At 74.5% G+C, this 23078-nt stretch carries 22 protein-coding genes; 12 read left to right on the top strand and 10 right to left on the bottom strand.

Annotated elements, in window-relative coordinates:
- Nucleotides 1-162 precede the first annotated feature (162 nt).
- From ACZ6ZN_RS17880 to ACZ6ZN_RS17870, 3 genes are all read left to right on the top strand, one after another.
- Nucleotides 163-1356, top strand: coding sequence for a carboxylate-amine ligase (locus tag ACZ6ZN_RS17880; protein ID WP_469647229.1), 1194 nt, complete (start codon nt 163-165; stop codon nt 1354-1356).
- A 208-nt stretch (nt 1357-1564) separates the two neighbouring features.
- The gene (locus tag ACZ6ZN_RS17875) at nt 1565-3349 is read left to right on the top strand and encodes an N-acetylglutaminylglutamine amidotransferase (protein WP_469647227.1); all 1785 of its coding nucleotides are present in this window, start codon (nt 1565-1567) and stop codon (nt 3347-3349) included.
- Nucleotides 3322-5679 (top strand): S9 family peptidase, encoded by a 2358-nt coding sequence (locus ACZ6ZN_RS17870; protein WP_469647226.1) that lies wholly within the window; start codon nt 3322-3324, stop codon nt 5677-5679. The genes ACZ6ZN_RS17875 and ACZ6ZN_RS17870 overlap by 28 nt, the downstream gene beginning before the upstream one ends.
- Nucleotides 5680-5699: 20 nt before the next feature.
- Here ACZ6ZN_RS17870 and folE read toward each other — a convergent pair whose 3' ends face one another.
- The 3 genes from folE to ACZ6ZN_RS17855 are packed head-to-tail and all read right to left on the bottom strand — an operon-like array spanning nt 5700 to nt 7409.
- Nucleotides 5700-6344: a GTP cyclohydrolase I gene (gene folE, locus ACZ6ZN_RS17865; RefSeq protein ID WP_469647224.1), complete on the bottom strand. Its 645-nt coding sequence runs from the start codon at nt 6342-6344 to the stop codon at nt 5700-5702.
- A gap of 1 nt (nt 6345) precedes the next feature.
- The gene (locus ACZ6ZN_RS17860; protein WP_469647222.1) at nt 6346-6804 is read right to left on the bottom strand and encodes a hypothetical protein; all 459 of its coding nucleotides are present in this window, start codon (nt 6802-6804) and stop codon (nt 6346-6348) included.
- Nucleotides 6805-6857: 53 nt separating this feature from the next.
- On the bottom strand, nt 6858-7409 hold the full coding sequence (locus ACZ6ZN_RS17855) for a DUF2231 domain-containing protein (protein WP_469647219.1): 552 nt from the start codon (nt 7407-7409) through the stop codon (nt 6858-6860).
- A 121-nt stretch (nt 7410-7530) separates the two neighbouring features.
- Here ACZ6ZN_RS17855 and ACZ6ZN_RS17850 point away from each other — a divergent pair, with 121 nt between their 5' ends.
- Nucleotides 7531-8283, top strand: coding sequence for a helix-turn-helix transcriptional regulator (locus ACZ6ZN_RS17850; RefSeq protein ID WP_469647217.1), 753 nt, complete (start codon nt 7531-7533; stop codon nt 8281-8283).
- A gap of 76 nt (nt 8284-8359) precedes the next feature.
- Here the strand turns inward: ACZ6ZN_RS17850 and ACZ6ZN_RS17845 are convergent, their stop codons facing one another.
- Complete coding sequence (locus ACZ6ZN_RS17845; protein ID WP_451879998.1) at nt 8360-8737, bottom strand: nuclear transport factor 2 family protein; 378 nt, start codon at nt 8735-8737, stop codon at nt 8360-8362.
- 130 nt (nt 8738-8867) lie between these two features.
- On the opposite strand from ACZ6ZN_RS17845, the gene ACZ6ZN_RS17840 reads away from it, so the two are divergent.
- Entirely contained in the window at nt 8868-9323 is a 456-nt protein-coding gene (locus ACZ6ZN_RS17840) for a tellurite resistance TerB family protein (protein WP_451879997.1), read from the top strand.
- Between the two features lie 134 nt (nt 9324-9457).
- Complete coding sequence (locus tag ACZ6ZN_RS17835) at nt 9458-9964, top strand: carboxymuconolactone decarboxylase family protein (RefSeq protein ID WP_451879996.1); 507 nt, start codon at nt 9458-9460, stop codon at nt 9962-9964.
- Nucleotides 9965-10021: 57 nt separating this feature from the next.
- Here the strand turns inward: ACZ6ZN_RS17835 and ACZ6ZN_RS17830 are convergent, their stop codons facing one another.
- Complete coding sequence (locus ACZ6ZN_RS17830) at nt 10022-10942, bottom strand: NADP-dependent oxidoreductase (protein ID WP_469647213.1); 921 nt, start codon at nt 10940-10942, stop codon at nt 10022-10024.
- 44 nt (nt 10943-10986) lie between these two features.
- A complete protein-coding gene (locus ACZ6ZN_RS17825; RefSeq protein WP_469647210.1) occupies nt 10987-11625 on the bottom strand; it encodes an HD domain-containing protein in 639 nt (212 codons plus the stop codon).
- Between the two features lie 182 nt (nt 11626-11807).
- On the opposite strand from ACZ6ZN_RS17825, the gene ACZ6ZN_RS17820 reads away from it, so the two are divergent.
- The 3 genes from ACZ6ZN_RS17820 (at nt 11808) to ACZ6ZN_RS17810 (ending at nt 14163) form a co-directional block, all read left to right on the top strand.
- Nucleotides 11808-12395 (top strand): helix-turn-helix domain-containing protein, encoded by a 588-nt coding sequence (locus ACZ6ZN_RS17820; protein ID WP_469647208.1) that lies wholly within the window; start codon nt 11808-11810, stop codon nt 12393-12395.
- Nucleotides 12396-12400: 5 nt separating this feature from the next.
- Complete coding sequence (locus ACZ6ZN_RS17815; protein ID WP_469648027.1) at nt 12401-13390, top strand: GlxA family transcriptional regulator; 990 nt, start codon at nt 12401-12403, stop codon at nt 13388-13390.
- Between the two features lie 134 nt (nt 13391-13524).
- Nucleotides 13525-14163, top strand: a complete 639-nt coding sequence (locus ACZ6ZN_RS17810) for an HD domain-containing protein (protein ID WP_469647206.1) — start codon at nt 13525-13527, stop codon at nt 14161-14163.
- Between the two features lie 27 nt (nt 14164-14190).
- On the opposite strand, the gene ACZ6ZN_RS17805 is transcribed toward ACZ6ZN_RS17810, so the two are convergent.
- A complete protein-coding gene (locus ACZ6ZN_RS17805) occupies nt 14191-14790 on the bottom strand; it encodes a TetR/AcrR family transcriptional regulator (protein WP_469648023.1) in 600 nt (199 codons plus the stop codon).
- Nucleotides 14791-14944: 154 nt separating this feature from the next.
- Between ACZ6ZN_RS17805 and ACZ6ZN_RS17800 the strand changes: the two genes are divergently transcribed.
- A complete protein-coding gene (locus ACZ6ZN_RS17800; protein WP_469647204.1) occupies nt 14945-15826 on the top strand; it encodes an NAD(P)-dependent oxidoreductase in 882 nt (293 codons plus the stop codon).
- A gap of 909 nt (nt 15827-16735) precedes the next feature.
- Here ACZ6ZN_RS17800 and ACZ6ZN_RS17795 read toward each other — a convergent pair.
- The 3 genes from ACZ6ZN_RS17795 to ACZ6ZN_RS17785 all read right to left on the bottom strand — a co-directional run bounded on the left by ACZ6ZN_RS17795 (nt 16736) and on the right by ACZ6ZN_RS17785 (nt 19046).
- The gene (locus tag ACZ6ZN_RS17795; RefSeq protein WP_469647202.1) at nt 16736-17353 is read right to left on the bottom strand and encodes a TOPRIM nucleotidyl transferase/hydrolase domain-containing protein; all 618 of its coding nucleotides are present in this window, start codon (nt 17351-17353) and stop codon (nt 16736-16738) included.
- A gap of 90 nt (nt 17354-17443) precedes the next feature.
- The gene (locus tag ACZ6ZN_RS17790) at nt 17444-18298 is read right to left on the bottom strand and encodes an endonuclease/exonuclease/phosphatase family protein (RefSeq protein WP_469647200.1); all 855 of its coding nucleotides are present in this window, start codon (nt 18296-18298) and stop codon (nt 17444-17446) included.
- Between the two features lie 103 nt (nt 18299-18401).
- Nucleotides 18402-19046: a TetR/AcrR family transcriptional regulator gene (locus ACZ6ZN_RS17785; protein WP_469647198.1), complete on the bottom strand. Its 645-nt coding sequence runs from the start codon at nt 19044-19046 to the stop codon at nt 18402-18404.
- Nucleotides 19047-19113: 67 nt separating this feature from the next.
- On the opposite strand from ACZ6ZN_RS17785, the gene ACZ6ZN_RS17780 reads away from it, so the two are divergent.
- Nucleotides 19114-20733, top strand: a complete 1620-nt coding sequence (locus ACZ6ZN_RS17780) for an FAD-binding oxidoreductase (protein ID WP_469647195.1) — start codon at nt 19114-19116, stop codon at nt 20731-20733.
- A 177-nt stretch (nt 20734-20910) separates the two neighbouring features.
- Complete coding sequence (locus tag ACZ6ZN_RS17775; protein ID WP_469647194.1) at nt 20911-23073, top strand: FUSC family protein; 2163 nt, start codon at nt 20911-20913, stop codon at nt 23071-23073.
- Nucleotides 23074-23078 lie beyond the last annotated feature (5 nt).

Here is a 23078-nt window from a genome sequence, read left to right as displayed (position 1 = left end):
GGCCGTATCGCTCATGTGAGGCTGCTGGGCCCCATGTGGCACATCGCATGCTTGTACGAGCCAGGTCAGGGCACTCGGTAGGCGCGGATCGGCCTCCGCCGCGGCCACAGGGGCCGCAGTCCTCCGGCGGCCGACGCAGGACCCGCCAAGGGGAGAGAGACCGTGACGTTGCGTATCGGGGCAGAAGAAGAGTTCCACGTGGTGGACGTGGAGAGCGGGCGCCTGGTGCCACGAGGACGAGCCGTGCTCGAGCGGCTGGACAGACCCGGGTTCACCACCGAGCTCCAGCGATCGTCGGTGGAGCGCAACAGCGAGGTGCACGACACCCTCGACGCCCTCCACGCCGACCTCACCGGAGCGCGACGCCGGCTGGACGCGGCAGCGTCCTCCCTCGGCCTCGCCGTCGTGGCGGCCGGCACCGTCCCGCTCGCGCAGCTCGGCGCCGAGGACGTCACCGACGACCCGCGCTACCGGCACATGGCCGACGAGTACCGCAAGCTCGTGCACGAGCAGCTCGTGTGCAGCGCCCAGATCCATGTCGACGTGCCCGACCGCGACACCGCCGTGCGTGCCATGTGCCTGGTGTCGCCCTGGCTGCCGCCGCTGCTCGCGCTCTCCGCGAGCTCGCCGTTCTGGCTGGGCTCGGACACCGGGTACGCGAGCTGGCGCACGATGGTGTGGCAGCGCTGGCCCACCACGGGCCCCGCCGGCTGCCACGGCAGCGCCCAGGAGTACGACGCCGCCGTCGCCGAGCTGATCGGTTCGGGCGTCATCAGCGACCCGGGGATGCTCTACCACGACGTACGCCCCTCGGCCCACCAGGGAACGCTGGAGCTGCGCATCTGCGACGCCTGCCCCCGGGCCGAGACGGTCGTGCTGGTCGCCGGGCTGTTCCGGGCGCTGGTGCGCGACGCCTGCGAGCGGCTGGAGAAGGACAGCGGCCCCGTCTGCGACGGCCACCACGAGTGGCTGCGCGCCGCCACCTGGCGTGCGGCCCGCTCCGGCCTCGAAGGGCCCCTGGTCGACCCGCGGACGCGGCGGGCGGCCCCGGCTGCCGCGGTGCTGCGCCGGATGCGCGACCGCCTGCGCCCGGCGCTGCAGGCCTCCGGCGACTGGGAGACCGTGAGCACCCTGCTGGACGAGGCGCTGGCCGCCGGGAGCGCCGCCCAGCGGCTGCGGCGCGTGGCGGCCTCCGAGGACCTGCTGGCCAGCGTCGACCTCCTGGTCGATGAGACGCGTGGCGGACGTACCGCCCGGCGGGCCGCCCCCGCCCCCTTGCGGCCGTTCACCGGCGGGGGCAACGCGGCGGTCCGCCCGGAGCTCCGCCGGAGCGCGGCCGGGGGAATCGCGGGCTGAGTCCCATGCCGCTGCACCGTCTTTCGTTCTCCCCGACTTCCCGCCGCCGTGGCAGGCCCGGCTCGCCCGGCCTGCCGACACCTTCGCCGAGATCAAGGAGTTGTTCCCCCATGCCCAGCTCGTGGCCCCCTTCGCCGGCGCCGCACGCCGTCCGCAGCGTGCCGCGGCCCGCTTCAGTCGTCGACGGCGACGGAAGGGGGCGGGTCTGATGTGCGGACTCAGCGGAGAGATCCGCTTCGACGGGCGGCGCCCGGACATCGCGGCGGTCGAGCGCATGACCGACCGGCTCGCGCCGCGCGGCCCCGACGGGCGCGGGTTGTGGTCCCAGGGACCGGTGGCCCTCGGCCATCGCCGGCTCAAGATCATCGGCTTGTCGGAGACCGGCGCCCAGCCCATGACCGACCCGGGCGGCCGGGTCGCCGGCGTGTTCAACGGCTGCGTCTACAACTACCGTGAGCTGCGCGAGGAACTGCGCCGCCTGGGCCACACCTTCTTCTCCGACTCGGACACCGAGGTGGTGCTCAAGGCGTACGAGGAGTGGGGCAGCTCCTGCGTCGAGCGGTTCTACGGCATGTTCGCGTTCGTGCTGGTCGAGCAGGACACCGGCCGGGTGGTCCTGGGCCGGGACCGGCTCGGCATCAAGCCGCTGTACCTCACACAGACCGCCGACCGGCTGCGTTTCGCCTCGTCGCTGCCCGCGCTGCTGGCCGGGGACGGGGTCGACACCTCCCTCGACCCGGTCGCCCTGCACCACTACTTCAGCTGGCACGCCACCGTGCCCGCCGAGCGCACGGTCCTGAACGGCGTGCGCAAGCTGCCGCCCGCCACCGTCCGCGTCATCGAGCCGGACGGCACGCACCGCGACCACTGCTACTGGCAGCCCGACTACGTGCGCCGTCCCGAGCACGCGGCGATGAGCGCCGACGACTGGACGGACGCCGTGCTGGAGTCGCTGCGCACCGCCGTGCGCCGCCGCATGGTCGCCGACGTGCCGGTGGGCGTGCTGCTCTCGGGCGGCCTGGATTCCAGCCTCATCGTCGCCCTGCTGGCCCAGGAGGGGCAGCGCGACCTGGCGACGTTCAGCGTCGGCTTCGAGTCCGAAGGAGGCGAGGAGGGCGACGAGTTCCACTACTCGGACCTGGTGGCACGTCACTTCGGCACCGATCACCACCAGCTGCTGGTCCCCTCCGACCGGGTGTCCCAGGCGCTCGACGGCGCGGTCGCCGCCATGAGCGAACCGATGATGAGCCACGACGTGGTCGCCTTCCACCTGCTGTCCGAGCAGGTCGCCAAGGAAGTCAAGGTCGTGCAGAGCGGCCAGGGCGCCGACGAGGTGTTCGCCGGCTACAGCTGGTACCCGGCCATGGCGGGCGTGCCGCGCGAGCGCGCCGCGCAGGCCTACCTCGACGCCTACTCCGACCGCTCGCACGCGGACCTGGCCCGGATCCTGGAGCCGGCCCTGATGCCCACGCACGACGTGTCCGCCGAGTTCGTGCGGCGGCACATGGCGGCCCCGGGCGCCGAGACCGCGCTGGACGCGGACCTGAGGCTCGACACGCACGTGCTGATGGTCGACGACCCGGTCAAGCGCGTCGACAACATGACGATGGACTGGGGCCTGGAGGCGCGGGTGCCGTTCCTCGACCACGACCTGGTCGAGCTGGCCGCCGCCTGCCCGCCCGAACTGAAGCTCGCCGACGGCGGCAAGGGCATCCTGAAGGCCGTGGGGCGCAAGGTGCTGCCGCGTGAGGTCGTGGACCGGCCCAAGGGCTACTTCCCGGTGCCGGCGATCAAGCACATGGCCGGTCCGGTGCTGGAGCGGGTCCGCGAGGCCCTGACCGCCCCCGAGGCCAAGGGCCGGGGTGTGTTCCGCCAGGAGTACGTGACCGAACTGCTCGCCGCGCCCGACGCGCACCGCACCCGTCGTGGGGCCAACACGTTGTGGCAGGTAGCTTTGCTGGAGATATGGCTGCAGACGCACGGGATCAACTGACCGGCAGGCGCGCGGAGCGGGCCGCCCCCTCCCCCTGGGCCGGTGCGCCGGGGACGACTACGCCTGACGCGCCGGGTGCTCCCTGGCCGGTGGTGGACGGGAGTGACACCGCCACCCGGTGGTGGGACCTGCTGGACGCCGGCCCGGCGGCGGACCCGGCGTCCGGCGGCTCGCTGCCCGCGCCCGCGCCCCTGCACCTGCCCGACGCCACGGCGCCCGACGACGGGCCGACGGTGCTGGCGGGGCACGGCTGCTGGTACCCGTCGGCCGACCCGAGCGGCAGGCAGGTGGCGTTCATCTGCGACCGCCGCGGTGTCCCGCAGTTGTGGGCCGGGCCCGTCGACGGGGACGTGCATCTGCTGGACGCCGACCCGGACCCGGTCATCGAGGTGTCCTGGTCCCCCGACGGCCGGTGGATCGCGTACACGACCGCCCCCGAGGGCGGGGAGCTGACCCGCGTGCTGTGCGTGCGCCCGGACGGCACCGGACGGCGGGTCCTGGCCGGTGCCGAGCCGGGCAGCTCCGCCCATCTGGGCTGCTGGCGGCGTGACGGTTCGGCCGTCGCCGTGACGGTCGCGGAGCCGCCGCCGCACAGCGGCCCGGGTGGGACCGAGGTGGCGCCGGTGCGGTCCGAGAGCGGCGCCCCGGGACCGTCCCTGCCGCCCGGCTGGGACACGCGCGACGGCCCCGCCGTCCTGCTGGGCGGGCAACCCTCCGCGCCCGCGCCCTCGTTCACCGTCACCGGCGACGGCCGCGCCCCGGAGGGCCACCGCGCCGGGGGCGAGGAGCCGGCGCCGCTGACGCTGTCGACGTACCTCGTCGACCCGGAGGGTGCCTCCGCGCCGGTGTTCCTGGCGAGCGAGCGCGGCGCGGCGACCCTGCGGGTCTGCGACCTGAGCCGCGACGGCAGGCTGGCCCTGCTGCGGCGCGGACCCCGCGGCCGCCGCGAGGCGCTGGTCGTCGACACCCGCGACCTGAGGATCACCTGCTCGCTTCCCGTCGCCGACGGCGATCCGTGGATCGGCGGGTTCTCACCGGACCGGCGGACGCTGTGGCTGCGCAGCGACCATGACCGGGAGTTCGCCGCCCTGTACGCGCTGCGGCTGGACGCGCGGGGACGGCGCACGGGCCTCACCGTGGCGGCGGAGCGCTCCGACTGCGGCCTGGAACTGCTGGCCGTGGACCGCGACGGCCGCGGCGCCGCGCTCGTGTGGAACGTGCGCGGCGTGAGCGAGCTGGAGATCGTCGCGCTCCACACGGCGGCGGACCCGGTGGACGGGACGGCGGGCACGGCCGCTCCCCCGGGCACGGCCGCGCCGGCCGGCTCCCCGGCCGTGGCCGGGCCCGTCGCCACGGTGGGACCGGCGCGGGAGGTGCCCCTGCCGCACGAGGTCGTCACCCGGGTCGCCTCCACCGCCGACCCGGACGGCCCGGTCGTGGCACTCTCCGGGTCGCAGCGGCGCCCGGGCCTGTGGTGGCTGTACCAGGGCACGGCCCTGCGCACCCCCTGGTCCTCCCGGGACGAGGACACGGTCCCCGGTGACCGTCCGCCCGTGCGGCCGGTGCCCATGCGGCCCACCGCCCGGGACGGGCTCACCCTCGGCGGCTGGTACTACCGGGCCCCGGGCCGGGGGCCGGGCGAGCCCGCGCCCTGCGTCATCCATCTCCACGGTGGCCCGGAGGACCAGGAACGCCCCGTGTTCGACCCGCTCTACCACGAGCTCGTCGGCCGTGGCCTGGACGTGTTCGCCCCCGACGTGCGCGGCTCCTCCGGCTACGGGCGCTCCTTCGTCGACGCCGACCTGGGCACGGGCCGGTTCGCCGCGATCGACGACGTCGCGGACTGTGCGGCGCACGCGATCCTCGCCGGGCTGGCCGATCCGAGGCGGCTCGCCGTCATGGGCCACTCCTACGGCGGCTACCTGACGCTGGCGTCCCTGGTGTGGCACCCGGACCTGTTCCGCACGGGTGTGGCCGTCTGCGGCATGTCGGACTTCGCGACGTTCTTCGCCGGCACCGAGCCGTGGATCGCCCGGTCGGCGGCCCACAAGTACGGGCATCCCGAACGCGACCGGGAGCTGCTGCGCTCCCTGTCGCCGATGAGCCGCATCGACGCCCTGCGGGCGCCCGTGATGGCGGTGCACGGCCAGCACGACACCAACGTGCCGCCGGGTGAGTCCGAGCAGTTCGTGCGGGCGGCCCGGGACCGCGGGGTGGAGGCGGAACTGGTCGTCCTCCAGCACGAGGGGCACGACTTCCGCCGCGCCGACAACCGCCGCCTGTTCCGCCGCACCGCGGCGGACTGGATCCAGCGCCACCTGTCGGGCTGACCGGCACCGTCGGCCGGCGGTCACCGGCCCGTGAGGGCGAGGAACTCGCCGCGGGAGCGGGCGTCGGAGCGCAGCACGCCGAGCAGGGTCGAGGTCATGGTCGTGGAGCCGGCGGCCCGTACGCCGCGCAGGGTCATGCAGGCGTGCTCCGCCTCGATCACGACGCCGATGCCCTGGGGGCGCAGCTGGTTCTGGAGCCAGTCGGCCACCTGCTTGGTCAGGCGTTCCTGGACCTGCGGGCGGCAGGCGAAGTGCTCCACCACGCGGGCCAGTTTGGACAGGCCGAGGATCCGGGCGCCGGGCAGGTAGCCGACGTGTGCCGTGCCGACGACCGGCAGCAGGTGGTGCTCGCAGACCGTGCGGACGGGTATGCCGCGGGCGAGGACGAGTTCGTCGTAGCCCTCGTCGTTGGGGAAGGTCGTCAGGTCGAAGGGGCGCGGGCTGAACAGTTCGGCGTACGCGCGCGCCATGCGGCCCGGCGTGCCGCGCAGGCTGTCGGAGTCGGTGGAGATGCCGAGGGCGAGGAGGAACCGGGCCGCCGCGGCTTCGGCGGCGGCCACGTCGACGCCGTCCGGCTCGTGGACGACGCGCAGGGCGGGACGTACCGGCGCCGTTCCACCCGGGTCTTCGGTGCGGGCGGTGGTGTCGTGGGCGTGCTCGGCCATGTCAGCTGTCCCCCACGCCGAGGGCGGTGAGCAGCACCAGGACGAGCGTGACCACGGCGAGGAGCCCGTGGGCCACCACGACGGGCACCGGGAAGTGGCGTTCCGCGGGGACGGTCCCCTCGGCGCCGGGGCCGGTGGCGGCCGTGTGCGCCACCGGATTCGCGGTGCCGCCGCGGCGGACGGGGATCCAGCGGGCGAGCATGACGAAGCCGAGCAGGGCGACCGGCAGCAGGAGTGCGAACGCGGTCCAGGCCAGGGCGGACGTGTCGGCGACGACGTAGGCGATCCACACGACGAGGCCGATCGCGGCGAGGGCGAAGTGGCCGAGGACGACGGGTACGGGCAGGTGGCTGGCGCCGGTCTGCTGCCGGCGGGCTCCGCCGTGCCGGATCCAGGTGCCGAGCATGACGAAGCCGCCGAGGGCGGTCAGCACCCAGGCGATCAGTGCGGCGATGTCCATGAGGATCTCCAGGAGAGCGAACGGGTGGGGCGGGAGCAGGGAGTGGTGCCGGGTCAGCCCCGGGAGCGGGCGCCCGTGCGGGGACGGGCGGGTGTGTATCCCTCGGCCTGGGTGTTCTCGTCGGCGACCCGCACGCCGTAGCGGTAGGCGAGCTTGCCGCCCAGGAACCCGGAGACGGCCAGCGCCGCGACGCTCAGCGCCGACAGCACGATCTGCCCGGCCGGGACGCTGTCGCCGGCCGTGTGGGCGCCGCCGTGCCGCCACAGGAAGTTGACCGCGTAGGCGGCGGTCACCAGCAGGTTCAGCGTCATGTGGACCAGCGCGGTGCGGAAGGCAGGGGTGCCGCCGGGGATCGCGAACAGGTCGAGGAAGCCGACCAGGGCCGCCAGCAGCGCACCGATCACCCCGACGGCGATCAGCCACTGCGAGGACCGGGTCAGGAATCCCGGCTCGTCGACGACCCGGGAGGCGACGTCGAACACCAGGCTGGTCACCCAGGCGCCGATCGGCACCGTGACCAGGATCGGGTGGAACGGGTGACCGTACGGACCGGCGAGCGAGGGACTGACCGGGCGTTTGGCCTGCATCTGCGACTCATCAGCCATCGCGACCTCCCTTAATTTCACCAACAAGTCTTGGTCTTATTACGGAGGCGAGTCAAGACGGGCAGCCCGGAAACTTCGCGGGAACTGATGTGCCCATGCGCGTGGGAGTTACGGTGGTCGTGTGGCTTCCGACCCCAACCCTCGCGCCGAGACGGCCGACAGCGCCATCGACTCCGTCAGCGTCCTCGGCGAGGACTCCCGCCGGCGGATGTTCGCCTTCGTCCGGCGCGCGGGCCGCGCCGTCACCCGCGACGAGGCCGCGGCCAGCGTCGGCATCTCCCGCAAGCTCGCCGCCTTCCACCTCGACAAGCTCGTCGACGCGGGCCTCCTCCGGGCGCGGTACGGCACGCCCGGCGGGATCCGCAAGGTCGGCAGGCAGCCGAAGGTGTATGAGCCCACCGACGCCCAGATCACCGTGAGCATCCCCGAGCGGCGCCACGAACTCCTGGCGGATCTCCTGCTGGACGCCGTCCTGACCGAGGGCGCCGACGAGAGCGCCGCTCAGGCCGCGGTGCGTTCCGCCGGGCAGCGGGGGCGGCGGATGGGCGAGGCCGCCCGGGACGAGACCCGCCCGGGGCGACTGGGCCCCGAGCGCGGTCTGACCGCGTGCGAAGGCCTGCTGGAGCGGTACGGCTACGAGCCCGTGCGGGAAACCCCCACGGAACTGCGGCTACGGAACTGCCCCTTCCACCCGCTGGCCGCCAAGGCGCCGGACCTGGTGTGCGGCATGAACCACGCCTTCCTCGGCGGCTACCTCGACGGCCTGCGGGTCAGCGGTGTGCGTGCGGTCCTGGCCCCTCGGCCGGGCGAGTGCTGCGTGCGCCTGGGCCCGGACGACGGCGGGACGGGTGACCCGACGGACCGGGACGGGTGACCTGACCCGACGGACCGGGCCGGGTGACCCGACGGACCAGGACGGTTGACGACGGCCCGGGCGCGGCGGCGGCGGCTCAGTGCGGGGACGGCTCGATCTCGCCCGCGAAGACGATGATCTGGTCGATGAGACTCCGGCGCAGATGAACGATGTCGGTTCCCCCGAGGCGGGGGCCTCCGTCCGGCGTGGTGAACACCCACTGGTAGCGGGCCCACTCGTCGGGCATGTCGACGGCCGAGCAGCGCACCATCGTGCCGGCGCCCGCCGGGTGACGCCTGATGTCCAGCACGAACCGCTCGACCGCCTCGATGCCCTCACTGCGCCCCAGCGGCCCCCAGAAGACCACGTCCGAGGTCAGCGCCTGGGACAGCAGCCCCGTCACATAGCCGTCGTTCGAGGCGTTGAAGGCCGAGATGAACGTGTCGATCGCGGACTGGGCGGTCTCTTCATGCATGCCCCAGTAATACCAGCCGCCCCGGGCCCCGGTCCTGGACGAACTCCTCCCCCGTGGGCCCACCACGCCCCTCACCCTGGTAGCTTCTACATCACTGTAGAAGTAACCGACGCGCTTACGGAGTTCACCCATGGCACTGTGGGACCGCCTCAAGGAATCCGCCTCGACGATGCAGACCCAGCTCGTCGCGAAGAAGAACGACCTCAAGAGCGGCGCGTTCCGCGACGCGAGCATGGCCATGTGCGCCCTGGTCGCCGCGGCCGACGGCTCCGTCGACCCGTCCGAGCGGCGGCGCGTGGCCCAGCTCATCGGAACCAACGAGGTGCTCCAGAACTTCTCCGCGGACGACCTGCGCCGCCGGTTCGAGGAGAACCTCGACAAGCTCGCCGCCGACTTCGACTTCGGCAAGGTGAGCGTCATGCAGGAGATCGCCAAGGCGAAGAAGAAGCCGGCCGAGGCACGGGCCGTCATCCAGATCGGCATCGTCATCGGCGGTGCCGACGGCGACTTCGACAAGGACGAGCAGGCGGTGGTCCGCGAGGCGTGCTACGCGCTGGACCTGCCCCCGCACGAGTTCGACCTCTGACCGGCGGCCGCGCACGGGACGGGCGCGGCTCCCGCCGGGTGCCGCTGCACGAGACGGCTCGTGCGCCTCGGTCACACTTCCGCGCCGCGATCCGTCACAGAGGTGACAGCGACCAGGAGACCGAGGAGACAGTCATGGAAACACGTGCGATCACGGCCGAGATCCCGATGGCCCCGCGGATGCCCGAGGACCCGGCGGAGCTCGTCCCCGAACTGGCCGACGTGTCGGCGGCGTTGTTCCGGGTCACCGGAAACGGGTCGGTGCCGCGCTCCACGATCGGCCTGGTGCAGCTGCGCGCCGGGCAGATCGTCGGCAGCACCTATCTGACCGTTCTGCACACGGGCTTCCTGCGCAAGGCCGGGGAGCAGGAGGAGCGGATCACCTCGGTGGCCTCCTGGCAGGACTCGCCGTACTTCTCCGCTGCCGAGCGGGCCGCGCTGGCACTGGTGGAGGCCGTCCTGCAACCGTCCACCGACGGCGAGCGGGTGCGGGACGAGCTGTACGCGCAGGCGGCCGAGCACTACGAGGCCAAGGCGCTGGCCACGCTGATGTTCGTGATCGGCCAGGTCAACTTCTTCATCCCGGTGGCGCTGATCGCCAAGCCCGTGCCCGGGCGGGCGTTCTCGGCGCCGTGGAAGTGACGCGGTGAACCCTGCCACTGCGGCGGGCCGCCGGTTCGCCGGCCCGCCGCGGTGGCCTCAGTCCTCCGCCACCCTGATGATCGTCTTGCCCGGAGCTCGCTTGCCGGGGGCGAAGGCGTCGGGCGCCTCGGACAGAGGGCGTACGTCGCCGACGAGGGGCCGCAGCCGTCCGTCCCGTACACGCCGGACCAGGTCGGAGAGACGGGCGCGGTCGGGTTCCACGACGAAGAACACGGCTCGGCCGTTCTCCGGCCGGACGCGGGGCGGTTCGGCGATGGTGACCACGGTGCCGCCGGCGCGCACCAGCGCGGTCGAACGGTCGAGGATCTCTCCGCCGAGCACGTCGAGGACGAGGTCGACCTCGCCGATGTCCTCCAGCCGGTCGCCGTGCAGGTCCACGAAGGCGTCCGCGCCCAGGCCCAGCACCGTCTCACGGGAGTGGGCCCTGCCGGTGCCGATGACCCGGGCCCCGGCGTCGTGGGCGAGCTGCACGGCGAGCGACCCCACCCCGCCCGCGGCGCCGTGGATCAGCACGGTCCGGCCGGTGGCGAGCTGCCCGTGGTCGAACAGGGCCTGCCAGGCGGTGAGTCCGGAGATCGGCAGGGCCGCCGCGACCGTGTGGTCGACGTCCGCCGGGAGGGGGGCGAGGTTGCGCGCCTCGACCGCCGTGTACTCGGCGAGCGAGCCGTCGCGCGCCCAGTCGCCGAGGCCGAAGACCCGCTGTCCCACAGTCAGTCCGGTGGTGCCGTAGCCGAGTTGGACGACGACGCCGGACAGTTCGTGGCCGGGGACGCTCGGGGTGCGGTCCCGGCCGGCCCGGTCGGTCCACGTCGCCGGCCAGTCCAGCTCACCGGGGGTGAAGCCGGCGGCGTGCACGCGCACGACGACGTCGTTTTCGGCGGCGTGCGGGTGGTCCAGCTCCGTCAGGGACAGTCCGGCGATCCCGGCGGAGCGGTCCCGTACGGTGACGGCTCGCATGGCATTTTCCTTTCGATGGTCACAAGGGGTCGGACCCGCGGTGCTCACCGCGGCCAGGCCGAGCCGGTGACGCGCTCGACCATGCTGGTGGGCCGGAAATCGGGCACGAAATGCTGGAGGACGTCGGAATTCACGGTGCCGTACGTCGTCTCCGGGCGGTTCTTGAGCCCGTCGACGAATTCCTGCAGGAACTCCTTCTTGAAGTCGCCGCGCGGATGGACGGCGGTGACGGCCTCCACCGCATCGGCGTCCAGCTCGTCCAGTCCCCAGCCGATGGCGTCGGTCAGCACACCGAAGTGGGTGGCGGCGATCTCCGGACCCATCCGGCCGGGGATGCCGGGCGTCGAGTGCAGGGCCACCGCCTGCCAGACGACGTCCGCGGTACCGCTGGAGAATCCCTGGTCGAGCAGGAACTTCCGGGCGTGGTCCGCACCGTCGAGCTCGAACCGCTGGACGGTGTCGGAGAACGGCGTCAGCAGGCCCGTGTCGTGGAACATGGCCGCCAGGTAGAGCAGCTCGGAGTCCGGCCGCAGGCCGAGCGCCCGGGCGTGCAGGGAGCCGAAGAGGAAGACCCGCCGGGAATGGTGGAAGACCAGTGGGCTTACCATTTCCCGGACGCGTCGGGTGGCTCCGTCGGTCGCCGCGGTCCGGGGGAATGCGATTCCAGCGACTGTGTCGGTCATGACGTCGTTCCCTTTCCATACGGGGGTCACCGGCGTTCACCGGGTGTCACCGGCGGAGTGCTTGTGACGGAGTGCCTCCCGCCGGTGCGGGTGTCCTTTCCTCCACCGTGCCGCCGCGGCTGCTCCGGCGCCGCCTCGGTCCGGCCAGGAACCACCCGAATCAGGACAGGCAGGAAGACCCCATGCACCCCACCGCTCACCACATCGCGATCCTCGTCCACGACGGGGTGACGCTGCTGGACCTCGCCGGTCCCGCCGAGGTGTTCGAGGAGGCGAACCGGCTCGGCGCCGACTACCGGATCCGGCTGCTGTCACCCACGGGCGAGCAGGTCACCTCGTCGATCGGCATCCGGGTCGCGGTCGTGCTCGCCGACCCCCCGGGGCGGCACTCGCTCACCGAGTTCGCCGGGCACCTGGACACGAGACCACGCCACCTCACCCGGCTCTTCCGCGAGGAACTGTCCACCACACCCGCCCGGTACGTCGAGTCCTTCCGGTTCGATCTGGCGAAGTCGCTGCTGGACCAGGGGCACACGGCGACGCGGACGGCGCTCCTGGCCGGATTCCCGAGCTACGAGAGCCTGCGCCGGGTCTTCGTGCGCGAGGTGTCCATGAGCCCGGCCGCCTACCAGCGGCGCTTCGGCACCACCCGGCGCGACGGCCGGCCCCCGGCCCGAGGTGCGGACGGCCCGGAAGCCGAGCGGCCTGCGGCGCAGCGGGGAGAATGGACTGAACGCGCTTGTGCCGGGGAGCCGGGAGTCCGAGGGTGACGACGATGAAGCCGCACGAGCACAGCGTCGGTGTGCTCGTGTTCGACGGTATGAAGATGCTGGACCTGTCCGGGCCCGCCGAGGTCTTCAGCGAGGCCAATCGGTTCGGGGCGCACTACCGGCTGACCCTCGTGTCGGTCGACGGCGGCCCGGTCGCCTCCTCCATCGGCGTGCGGGTGCCGGTCGACACCGACGCCGGCGCGGCCCCCGCCTTCGACACCCTGCTGGTGGTCGGGGGCGACCGGGTGCCTCAGGGGCACGTGCAACCGGACCTCGCCGCCGCCGCGCGCGAGCTGGCCTCCCGGGCCGGTCGCGTCGCGTCGATCTGCACCGGTGCGTTCATCCTCGGCGCGGCGGGCCTGCTCGACGGCAGGCGGGCGACGACGCACTGGCAGCACACGGAGCTGCTGGCCCGGCGCTGCCCCACGGCCCGCGTCGAGCCCGACGCGCTCTTCGTCCGGGACGGGGACCTCTACACCTCGGCCGGGGTGACGGCGGGCATCGACCTGGCGCTCGCCCTGGTGGAGCAGGAGCACGGCGCGGACCTGGCCCGCAGTGTCGCGCGGTCCCTCGTGGTGTACATGCAGCGGTCGGGCGGCCAGTCCCAGTTCTCGGCGTCGCTGCGGGGGCCGGCCCCGCAGACGCCGGTGCTGCGCCGGGTCCAGGACGCCGTCCAGGCCGATCCGACGGCCGATCACAGCCTGGAGGCCCTGGCCGCGCGGGTGCGGGTCAGTCCCCGGCATCTGACGCGCATGTTCCGCTCGGAGCTGGACACCACGCCCATGAGGTACGTGGAGCTGATCCGCTTCGACATGGCTAAGGCCCTGCTGGACTCGGGGCACAACGCGACGGAGGCGGCCGCCCGTTCGGGTTTCCCCAGTTACGAGAGTCTGCGCCGGGCGTTCGCGCGCCATCTGGGCGTCTCCCCGACCAGGTATCAGCGCCGCTTCACCACGACGGGCTCGGGGTCGCGCGCCGCGCCCGGTTCCCGGTGAGCCGCGGGCCCGTCGGCCGCCGTGCCGGGGGTGGCCGTTCGCGAGGGGTTGTGGACCGTCCGGGAGGGGACGCGGCACCCCCGGCGGACGGAGGGTGGAGGGACCGACCACCCCCGCACCGAGGAGAGCCCCTCATGAGTGAGAAGATCGCCGGCGTCGTCGTCCCCGACAGCGCGCTCGTCCGCGAGGCCACGAATCTCATCCGCAGCACCACCCCGCCGCTGATCTACCACCACTCCCGGCGGGTGTACCTCTTCGGCAGTCTCCAGGCGGCGGCACTGGGCCTCACGCCCGATCCCGAGATGCTGTACGTGGCGGCGCTGTTCCACGACACCGGGCTGGTCGAGCCCTACCGCACTGCGGACCAGCGCTTCGAGATGGACGGCGCCGACCAGGCCCGCGCGTTCGCGCTGGCCCACGGGATGTCCGCGGCCGACGCGGAGACCGTGTGGACGGCCGTCGCCCTGCACACCACGCCCGAGGTGCCCTACAAACTCGCGCCGGAGATCGCGGCGACCACCGCGGGGGTGGAGACGGACGTGCTCGGCCTGAACCTGGGCAACCTCACCCGGGCCCAGGTCGAGGAGGTCACCGCGGCCCACCCCCGCCCGGACTTCAAGCGCCGGATCCTCCAGGCGTTCACGGACGGGTTCCGGCACCGCCCGGCGACCACCTTCGGCACGGTGAACGCGGACGTGCTGGCCCACTTCGTGCCCGGCTTCCGCCGCGTCGACTTCGTGGACGTCGTCAACGGCTCCGACTGGCCCGAGTGAGCGACGCGGCCGACCCGGTCGCGTACGTCAGTCGCCCTTCGTCCGGGCCGCGGCGTCCAAAACGGGGCCCAGCTCCCGGGCCACGATCGTGAGGGGGCGGACGTCCCGCTCGGCCCGGGCGAGGAGGATGGCCCCCTCGAGGCTGCTGATCATGAGGGTGGCGAGCGCGCCGGCCCGCTCCCCCGGCACGCCCATCCCGGTCAGGGCGTCGGCCACCGCGGAGGTCCACCTGCCGAAGGCGGCGGACGCCGCCCGGCGGGTGGAGTCGGCGGACTCGGCGCAGTCGACCGTGGCGGCGGCGACCGGGCAGCCGCCGGAGAAGCCGGCCGTCTCGTACTCGTCGGTCCACTGACGCACCATCGCGGCGAACAGCGCGCCGGGCGTCGGCTCGGGCAGGGCGGCCAGGAACCGGGCGACCCGCCGGGCCGCGTAGCCCCCCGCCCAGTCCACCGCCTCGTCGACCAGCTGCGTCTTCCCGCCGGGGAAGTAGTGCTGGAGCGAACCGCGCGGCGCGCCGGCGTCGACGGCGACCTCGCGCATGCCGGTGGAGACGACTCCCTCACGGCGGATGAGCTGGGCGGCGCTGAAGACCATCCGCTCGCGCGGTGTCCGTTCCCGCTCCGCCATCGAGCCCTCCGTCGTGCCGCGCGTGATCCCGTCTGTGCTCACCCTATGACCGCTGTCATGGCGGCGGCTACTATGACGGCTGTCATAGCCGAGGGGCTCGTCGGCGGCCCGGCGATCGGGTGGGCCGAGAGGCGGGCGGAGAGGGCGGTGCGTCATGGACGTCGGTTTCATCGGCCTGGGGGTCATGGGACAGCCCATGGCACGGAACATGGCCGGCGCCGGGACGCGGCTCGTGGTGTGGAACCGCACGCCCGGGCGATGCGAGCCGCTACGGGCCGCCGGCGCCGACGTGGCGGCGGACGCCGAGGAGGTGTTCCACCGGGCGGGCACGGTGTTCCTGATGCTGGCCGACGAGGCCGCCGTCGACACCGTGCTCGGGCGGGGCACCCCGGACTTCGGCCGGCGCGTCGCCGGCCGCACGGTCGTCCACATGGGCACGACCTCGGCGGAGTACTCCCGGGCCCTGGAGGGCGAGATCCGGGGCGCCGGCGGACGATACGTCGAGGCCCCGGTCTCCGGGAGCCGCGTGCCCGCCGAGCGGGGCGAGCTGGTGGGGATGCTGGCCGGGGACGAGGACGCGGTGGCGGCCGTGCGGCCGCTGCTCGCGCCGGTGTGCAAGGAGACCTTCGGGTGCGGGCCCGTCCCGGGGGCGCTGCTGATGAAGTTCTCCGTGAACCTGTTCCTGATCACCGTGGTCACCGGGCTCGCGGAGTCCTTCCACTTCGCCGGCCGGCACGGGCTGGACCAGGGTCTGCTGCGGGACGTCCTGGACGCGGGCCCGATGGCCAGTGCCGTCTCCCGCATGAAGGGGCCGAAGCTGCTGGAGCGCGACTTCTCGGTCCAGGCCGCGGCGGCGGACGTGCTGAAGAACAACCGCCTGATCGCGGAGGCCGCCCGCAAGGCCGACGTGGCGTCCCCGCTCCTCGACGTCTGCCACGCCCTCTACGAGGAGACGGTGCGGCAGGGCCACGGCGGCGACGACATGGTCGCGGTGCTCCGCGCGATCGAGGCCCGCACGGCGGAGGCGGGGGCGTAACCGACGACGGCCGGTCTCGCGACGGCGGGGGCGGGAACGGCGGGTCCGGCGACGGTGGGTGCGGCGACGGCCGGGTCGCGGACAGCGCGACGGCGACCGGACGCAGGCAGCGCGACGGCGGCCGGGTCGCGGACAGCGCGACGGCGACCGGACGCAGGCGGCGCGGCGGCGGTTGGGGCGGGGACGGCGTGACGCGGCCAGGCGCTGGCGGCGCGGCGCCATGTCCGACGGTGGCCGGAGCGTGGGCGGCGCGGCGACGGCCAGACCCGGACGGCGCGGCGACTGCCAGCTCGGGAACCGCGCGGCGACGGCCATGCGCGGGGGCGCGACGGCGTGTCCGGCGATGGCCAGGCGCGGGAGGCGCGACGGCGGCCAGCTCGGGAACCGCGCGGCGATGGCCAGACGCAGGCGGCGCTACGACGACCAGGCGCGGGCGGCGCTACGACGACCAGGCGCGGGCGGCGCTACGGCATGTCCAGGTGTGGCCGGGGCACGGGCGACGCGGCGACGGCCGGGGCGGGAACGGCACGGCGACAGCCAGACGCAGGCGACGCGGCGACGGCCAACTCGGGAACGGCGCGGCCACAACCGGGGCGGAAAGGCGCGACGGCGGCCAGACGCAGGCGACGCGGCGACGGCCGGGGCGCGGACAGCGCGACGGCGGCCAGACGCAGGCGACGCGGCGACGGCCGGGGCGCGGACAGCGCGACGGCGGCCAGACGTAGGCAGCGCGACGGTGATCGGCTGCGGGCGGCGCGACGGCGGCCAGGCACGGGCGGCGCGGCCGCAGCCGGGGGCGGGAGCGGCGCGGGACGGCCAGACGCGGGCGGCACAGCGGCGGCCAGGTTCAGACGGACCGGGGGCAGCCAAGGTGCAGGCGGCCCGGCGGCCCAGGCGCGGGCGGCGTGCTCACAGCACCGCGAGCAGACCGTCCAGCGGCTGTGGCACCTGGTCCGATGCGAGCGCCTCGACCAGGACGCGGCCGTAGTGGATCTTGCGGCCCTTCTTCGTCCCGAGGAACCGGCGCAACTGCTGCTGCGGGGCCCGGCCTTGCTGGGCGGGCTGGCGCAGGAAGGTCTGGAGGGGCCGGCCGTCCCCTTCCTCCCGGACGAGTTCCGCCACGCGCGCCACGCCCAGGGCGCGGATGAGTTCCTCCTCCAGGTCCGCCACGCAGACGAAGAAGTCGTCCCGTGCCGCACCGGCGTTCGCGAAACCCCGGGCGTAGTAGTCGCGTTCGCCCTCGTCGCACAGCCCCGTGAGGCGCAGGCCCAGCCCGGGTGGGCCCAGGAGCCGGGCGTAGCGCCCCACGCTCATCGCTCCGCCGATCGAGAGGACGCAGATCCCTTCGGCCGCCAGGTCCCGGCCCCGACGGGCCGCCAGGGCGTGGACCGCGGCCACGTCGCTCCGCCCTTCGAGCAGGACGGCGGCCCGTACCCGCAGCAGCGACGCCAGTTCGCGCGCGGGGCCGCCGGAGCCGCCCACCGCCCACGCCGTCACCGCGTCCTCGAACGCCCCCATGTCCCTCATGGGGCACGAGTCTCTGCCCCGCGGGCCCCCGGGCGCGAGCGCTTTTCCCCGAGGGGCCCGGCGCGAACCCGGCCGCCGTCCCGCACCCGTTCAGGACCGACGCGCCGGCCCGGGCAGGTCCAGGTCGGCGTACACCACGTGGTGGTCGGAGGCGGGGCTCGGGTGGACGCGGTGGTCGCGAGGGGCGATGCCGCGCAGGAAGACGTAGTCGAACTTGCTCTGCCAGTCGGTGGTCGGCCGGCAGGTGCCGCTGGGTGCGGGTCGGCACTGGGGGTCGGTGTCCGTCGCCAGGGTCCACATCCCGGTGAGTTCGGGTGCCTCCGGCACGGCGTTGAAGTCGCCGAGGACGATCGCCCGGTCGTGCCGCGCCACTTCCTCGGTGAGGACCCCGACCTGGCCCGCGCGGACCTCCTCCTGGCGCCGCTGCGCGAGGTGCGTGTTGAAGACCCTGACCGGACGGTCTCCCACGGTGGTCGTGACCGCCATGTACCCGCGGTCCTCGGACCCGCCGTCGGGGTACTCGGCGGTGACCAGGCCGGTCATGGGGGCCGCCGAGAGGATCGCCTGGCCGAAGCCCCCCGGGTTCCACGGCAGCCCTCCGCAGCGTCCCCAACTCCGCAGGACGGAGCCGTACTCGACGTGGTAGACCAGTCCGTGCAGATGCTCCAGGTAGTCGCGGATCCGCTCGACGTCCCGGACGCACGCCTCCTGCATGCCGACGACCTGCGGAGCGTACTCGGCGATCTCCGCCGCCCGTTCGGCGTCGCCGACCTCGCAGGGATTGCACAGGTTCCACGTCATGACCCGGTTCGGCACGACGTCCCTGGCGGCTTCGACGGGTGCGGAACCGCCGACGAGGGCGCCGCTCGGCGCACTGGGGCCGATGAGCAGCAGACAGACCGCGGCCAGGGCGCCGGCGAGCAACCGCGGGCCTCTTCCGAGCACCGGGACCTCCTTGAGGGACGTACGACCTCTCACGCACGAGGTTATGGGATGGGCGCGGGGACGGTCCGCGGCGCCCGGGCAACTCCCGGTGGCCGGGCCGCCGTCACGGACCCGTGCCCTCCTCGTCCGCGGCGAGGATGCGACGCCCCGCCGTGAACAGGCGCGCGCAGCGTTCCGTCATGGCCTGCGGCGTCTGGTCCGGGTGCGTCACCCACCAGCGCACCAGGGCGGTGCACAGACCGCGCCAGGCGTAGGTGAGGGCGTCGGCGTCCAGCGGATCGGCGGAACCCGCGCTGCGCAGCAGGTCGGCGGTGCCGACGGCGGCCAGGTCGTCGATGGCGTCCCGGTAGTGCGCGGCACGCAGGGCGGCGTCGCTGCCGGGCGGCAGGGTGGCGTCGTAGAGGACGAACCAGGCCGCGCGCTGCCCGTCCAGCGCGGTGAACAGGGCGCTCAGCACGCGCAGGGGCGTGGGCGGCGCGCCCGGGCCTGGTTCGGCCATGGCGCTGCGGACCGCGTCCAGCAGACGGCGGCCGACCGGGTCGAGACAGGCCAGGTAGAGGTCCTGCTTGCTGCCGAAGTACTGGTGGAGCAGGGGCTTGGTGACGCCCACCCGGGCGGCGACGGCGGCCATGGTGGTGGCCTCGTAGCCGCGGCGGCCGAACTCCTCGGTGGCGGCGGCGAGCATCTGTCGTTCGCGGGCGGCCCTGGGCACTCCCTTGGTACCGGCCCGCGCAGGCGGCGTTGGCATGACCCCGATATTACCTTAGGGTAATTTTCCGTCGGGTAACTTCCTGCGTCTCGTCGGGAGCACACGCATGTCCTCGTCCTCCGCGCCGTCCGGCACCGGTCCCGCCCGCGCCCGCTCGTGGTGGGGCTGGGGGTACACCGACGCCCAGCCCAGTGACGCCGAGTGCGTCGCTCTGGGCTCCCTCCTGCCGGGCACGCGGGCCCGCCCCCTGCCCCCGCCGCGGGTCGCCGACCTGCGGATCGGCCGCCCCGGCGCGGTACCGCCCGCCGCGCTGGCCCCTCTGATCAGTGCCGAGCCCGACGTACGCGCAACCCATGCCATGGGCAAGGCCTACCGTGACATCGCCCGGGCCCTGCACGGCCGGCCGGGCCGGATCCCCGACCTCGTCGCCCGGCCGCGCCGCGACCAGGACGTGGCCGACCTGCTGGAGTGGGCCGGCGACCGGGGCGTGGCCGTCATCCCGTTCGGCGGCGGCACCTCGGGCGTCGGCGGGGTGGAGTACCGGGGGGACGCCCACCGCGCGGTGCTGTCGCTGGACCTGACCGCGATGGGCCGGGTCCTGGAGATCGACGCGGCCGGCCGCGCGGCCCGGATCCAGGCGGGCGCGCTCGGGCCCGCGCTGGAACGGCGGTTGCGGCCCCACGGACTCACCCTGCGCCACTTCCCGCAGAGCTTCGAGTTCTCCACTCTGGGCGGCTGGCTGGCCACCCGCGCCGGAGGCCACTACGCCACGGAGCGCACCCACATCGACGACTTCGTGCAGGGCATGACCGTGGTGACACCCGCGGGCTCCGGCACGTCCTGGCGTCTGCCCGCGTCCGGTGCCGGACCGTCGCCCGACCGGTTCTTCCTCGGCTCCGAGGGAGCGTTCGGCGTCATCACCGAAGCGTGGATGCGCCTGCGGGAACGTCCCCGCTTCAAGGCTTCGGCGTCCGTCGCCTTCACCGGCTTCCACCAGGGGCTCGACGCGGTGCGGGCCCTCGCCCAGTCGGACCTCGCCCCGGCCAACTGCCGTCTGCTCGACTCCGGGGAGGCACTGCTGTGCGGGGCCGCACGGGACGGTTCCTCCGTCCTCGTGCTGGGCTTCGAGTCCGCCACCGCGCCCGTCGACGACCGCCTCGCCACGGCTGTGGAACTGGCCCGCGCGCACGGTGGCCGGGCCGCTGCCGGCGGCGCACCGTCGGCCGGGCCGGACGCCCCGGCCGACGCGGCGGTCGGCGCGTGGCGCTCGGCGTTCCTGCGGATGCCGTACCTGCGGGACGGCCTGGCCCGGATGGGCGCCGTCGTGGAGACCTTCGAGACGGCCACCACCTGGGACCGCGTCCCCGCCCTCGTCGACACCGTACGGACCGAGGTCGGCGCCGCCGCGCGGAAGGCCACCGGGCACCCGGCCACGGTCAACTGCCGCCTGACGCACGTGTACCCGGACGGCGCGGCCCCCTACTTCACCGTCGCCGTCGCCGCGCGCCCCGGTGACGAGGTCGCCGTGTGGGACGAGGTGAAGGCCGCCGCCTGCGAGGTGCTCCACCGGCACCGCGCGACCATCACCCACCACCACGCCGTCGGCCGCGACCACCGTCCCGGCTACGACCTCCAGCGTCCCGGGCCCTTCGCGGCCGCGCTGCGCGCCGCCAAGGACGCCCTGGACCCCCGGCGCGTCCTCAACCCGGGCGTCCTGGTCGACTGAGGCGGCGGCCGCGGCGCTCGTCGTGCCCGGACGGCCGGCGACACGGCCGTGCGCCGCGTGCCGCCGTGTGCCGCCCGTGCCGCCGTGTGCCGCCGCGTGAGCGGCGGAGCCGGGTGACACTGGTGGGACAGGAGTGTCCCGGACCGGCTCCGGACGCGGTGCGCGTGGAGGTCGCCCATGGCGAAACGGCCGTCGCTCTCCGCGTCTCTCCGGGCCGGCCGGCGGGCCCTGCGCGTGACGGCCGCCTCGGCCGTCGGCTTCTACCCCGCCCTGCACCTGTGGGACCAGCCCGTCGCCGCGATCTACGCCTTGTTCGCCCCGATCGCGTTCGGTGTGCTGTCCCCGAATCCCGGGTCCGGCCGCAGACGCGCCGGCACCGTCCTGCGGGTCCTGCCGGCCGCCGCCGCTCTGGTGTCCCTGGGCACCGTCCTCGCCGTGTCGACCTGGTCGGCCGTGGCGGGCATGCTCGTCGTGGGGTTCGTGCTCACGTTCGGCACGACCTTCGGTCCCCGGCCGGCCGGGACCGCGCCCGGCCTGGAGTTGTTCTACATCCTGGCCTGCTTCCCGCCGTACGCCCCGGACACCCTGCCGCACCGCCTGGCCGGTCTGGCCGTCGGCATGGTGCTGCTGTCGCTGGGCGAACTGCTCCTGCTGCCGGACCCCGCGGAGACCTCGTACCGGGAGCGGGTCGCCGACGCCCTGGCCTACGCGGCCCGCGCGGCCGGGCGCCTCGTCGGCGGCGCCACCGAGCCCGCCGGGGCCGCGGAGCTGCGGCAGGCCGGCCGGGACCTGCGCCTGTCCCGGCAGCCGCCCGCCACCCGCCCCACCGGGCCCGGGCGCAAGGACCGCGCGCTGGCCCACGCGGGCGCCGCGACGCGCCGGTTGCTGGACCAGCTCGCCACGCTCAACGGCCTGCCCGCCACCGGAGCCGATCCGGCCTCGGACGCCCTTCTGCGCGGTGTCGCGGCCGGCTGCCTGGAGACGGCGCAGGCCCTGCGCCGGGTCCGGCCCGCCTCCGGTCCCGAGCGGCTCGAGGAGATGATCGCCCACTTCCTGGCCGTGCGCGGCGCCCCGCCCGAGGTGCGGACCCCGTCCGCGCACGCCCTGTTGCGGCGGCAGTCGACGGTGCTGACGATCGCGGTGTCGGCCGTGACCGCGCGTACGGCGGTGGCCCTGGCGGCCGACGGCCGCACCCCGGTGCAGGGGCTGCCCCGCGAGCAGTTCTGGTACGCCCGCACGGGCGCCGTCCGGTTGTGGCTGATCCGGGCCACGGGTCATCTCACCCGGCGCTCCGTCGTCTTCCAGAACGCCTGGCGCGTCGCCCTCGGGCTCGCGCTGGCCCGGCTGGTGGCGGGCTCGCTCGATCTTCCGCACGGCTTCTGGGTGCTGCTGTCGGTACTGACCCTGGGGCGCACCACGGCCGTGGCGACCTGGTCGGTCGCGCGGTCGGCGGCGGTGGGCACGCTGGTGGGCGCGTTCGCCGCCGGGCTGCTCGTCGTCGGGGCGGGCGGATCGGACGAGGTGTACGCGTACCTGCTGGTGCCGATGATGCTGGTGGCCTTCACGGTCGGGCCGGTGGAGGGCCCTGCCTGGGCCCAGGGACTGTTCACCCTGGTCGTCGCCACGGCGTTCGCGCAGCTCGCCCCCGTGACGTGGCGGCTCGCGGAAGCGCGTCTGGTGGACGTACTCACCGGCAGTGCGATCGGTCTGCTGTGCGGTCTCCTCGCCTGGCCGGCCGGGGCACGCGCCGAGGTGCGGCACAGCGTCGGCGTCCTGCTGCGGACCACGGCTCCCCTGGTCGGCGCGACCGCCGGGGCGGCCACCACGGGGCCGGGTCCCGGGGCGGCGCGGGAGCCCGCGGACCAGGCCCTGCGGCTGACCCGGCACCGGCTCCGCATCGCGGAGGGGGCCTACGCCCAGTACCGCACCGAGCCGCCCCCGCGCGCCGAGGCCGACGGACCCGACTGGCTCGCCGCGCTCAACTACGGCGCGCGCGTCCTGGTCGGTGCCTACTGGCTGCCTCGGACGGGTGAGGGGGGCGGTCTGCCGCCCGTGGCCCGGGGCTGGGTCACACGTGCGTGCGGCGAGGTGGAGGCGGCCGCCCGGCAGGTGGCGGACTTCCCACCACGGCCGGAGGAGGTCCGGTTCACCCCGCTGCCCTTGGAGGTGGCCGCCGCGGTGCCCCCGCGGCTGCTGCCGCCCCTCATCGACGTGGAGGTCTGGCTGAGCGCTCTCGCCGCCGACCTCCGCGCGGCCACCGGCCACCGCCGGAGCGCACCGGGCGCCCCGGACGGCCGGGCAGCGGCCGGTCCCGCCGGGCGCCGACGGTCCCACCGGTGACCAGG

The sequence above is a fragment of the Streptomyces sp. NPDC053665 genome (assembly GCF_055585285.1).
This window is presented reverse-complemented; position numbering and strand designations above follow the sequence as displayed.

Bases quoted from the DNA above. Each gene is read 5' to 3' on its own strand.
- ACZ6ZN_RS17875 (WP_469647227.1), top strand. From the start codon at position 1,565: ATGTGCGGACTCAGCGGAGAGATCCGCTTCGACGGGCGGCGCCCGGAC.
- ACZ6ZN_RS17870 (WP_469647226.1), top strand. From the start codon at position 3,322: ATGGCTGCAGACGCACGGGATCAACTGACCGGCAGGCGCGCGGAGCGG.
- folE (WP_469647224.1), bottom strand. From the start codon at position 6,344: ATGGCCGAGCACGCCCACGACACCACCGCCCGCACCGAAGACCCGGGT.
- ACZ6ZN_RS17860 (WP_469647222.1), bottom strand. From the start codon at position 6,804: ATGGACATCGCCGCACTGATCGCCTGGGTGCTGACCGCCCTCGGCGGC.
- ACZ6ZN_RS17855 (WP_469647219.1), bottom strand. From the start codon at position 7,409: ATGGCTGATGAGTCGCAGATGCAGGCCAAACGCCCGGTCAGTCCCTCG.
- ACZ6ZN_RS17845 (WP_451879998.1), bottom strand. From the start codon at position 8,737: ATGCATGAAGAGACCGCCCAGTCCGCGATCGACACGTTCATCTCGGCC.
- ACZ6ZN_RS17840 (WP_451879997.1), top strand. From the start codon at position 8,868: ATGGCACTGTGGGACCGCCTCAAGGAATCCGCCTCGACGATGCAGACC.
- ACZ6ZN_RS17835 (WP_451879996.1), top strand. From the start codon at position 9,458: ATGGAAACACGTGCGATCACGGCCGAGATCCCGATGGCCCCGCGGATG.
- ACZ6ZN_RS17830 (WP_469647213.1), bottom strand. From the start codon at position 10,942: ATGCGAGCCGTCACCGTACGGGACCGCTCCGCCGGGATCGCCGGACTG.
- ACZ6ZN_RS17825 (WP_469647210.1), bottom strand. From the start codon at position 11,625: ATGACCGACACAGTCGCTGGAATCGCATTCCCCCGGACCGCGGCGACC.
- ACZ6ZN_RS17820 (WP_469647208.1), top strand. From the start codon at position 11,808: ATGCACCCCACCGCTCACCACATCGCGATCCTCGTCCACGACGGGGTG.
- ACZ6ZN_RS17815 (WP_469648027.1), top strand. From the start codon at position 12,401: ATGAAGCCGCACGAGCACAGCGTCGGTGTGCTCGTGTTCGACGGTATG.
- ACZ6ZN_RS17810 (WP_469647206.1), top strand. From the start codon at position 13,525: ATGAGTGAGAAGATCGCCGGCGTCGTCGTCCCCGACAGCGCGCTCGTC.
- ACZ6ZN_RS17805 (WP_469648023.1), bottom strand. From the start codon at position 14,790: ATGGCGGAGCGGGAACGGACACCGCGCGAGCGGATGGTCTTCAGCGCC.
- ACZ6ZN_RS17800 (WP_469647204.1), top strand. From the start codon at position 14,945: ATGGACGTCGGTTTCATCGGCCTGGGGGTCATGGGACAGCCCATGGCA.
- ACZ6ZN_RS17795 (WP_469647202.1), bottom strand. From the start codon at position 17,353: ATGAGGGACATGGGGGCGTTCGAGGACGCGGTGACGGCGTGGGCGGTG.
- ACZ6ZN_RS17785 (WP_469647198.1), bottom strand. From the start codon at position 19,046: ATGCCAACGCCGCCTGCGCGGGCCGGTACCAAGGGAGTGCCCAGGGCC.
- ACZ6ZN_RS17780 (WP_469647195.1), top strand. From the start codon at position 19,114: ATGTCCTCGTCCTCCGCGCCGTCCGGCACCGGTCCCGCCCGCGCCCGC.
- ACZ6ZN_RS17775 (WP_469647194.1), top strand. From the start codon at position 20,911: ATGGCGAAACGGCCGTCGCTCTCCGCGTCTCTCCGGGCCGGCCGGCGG.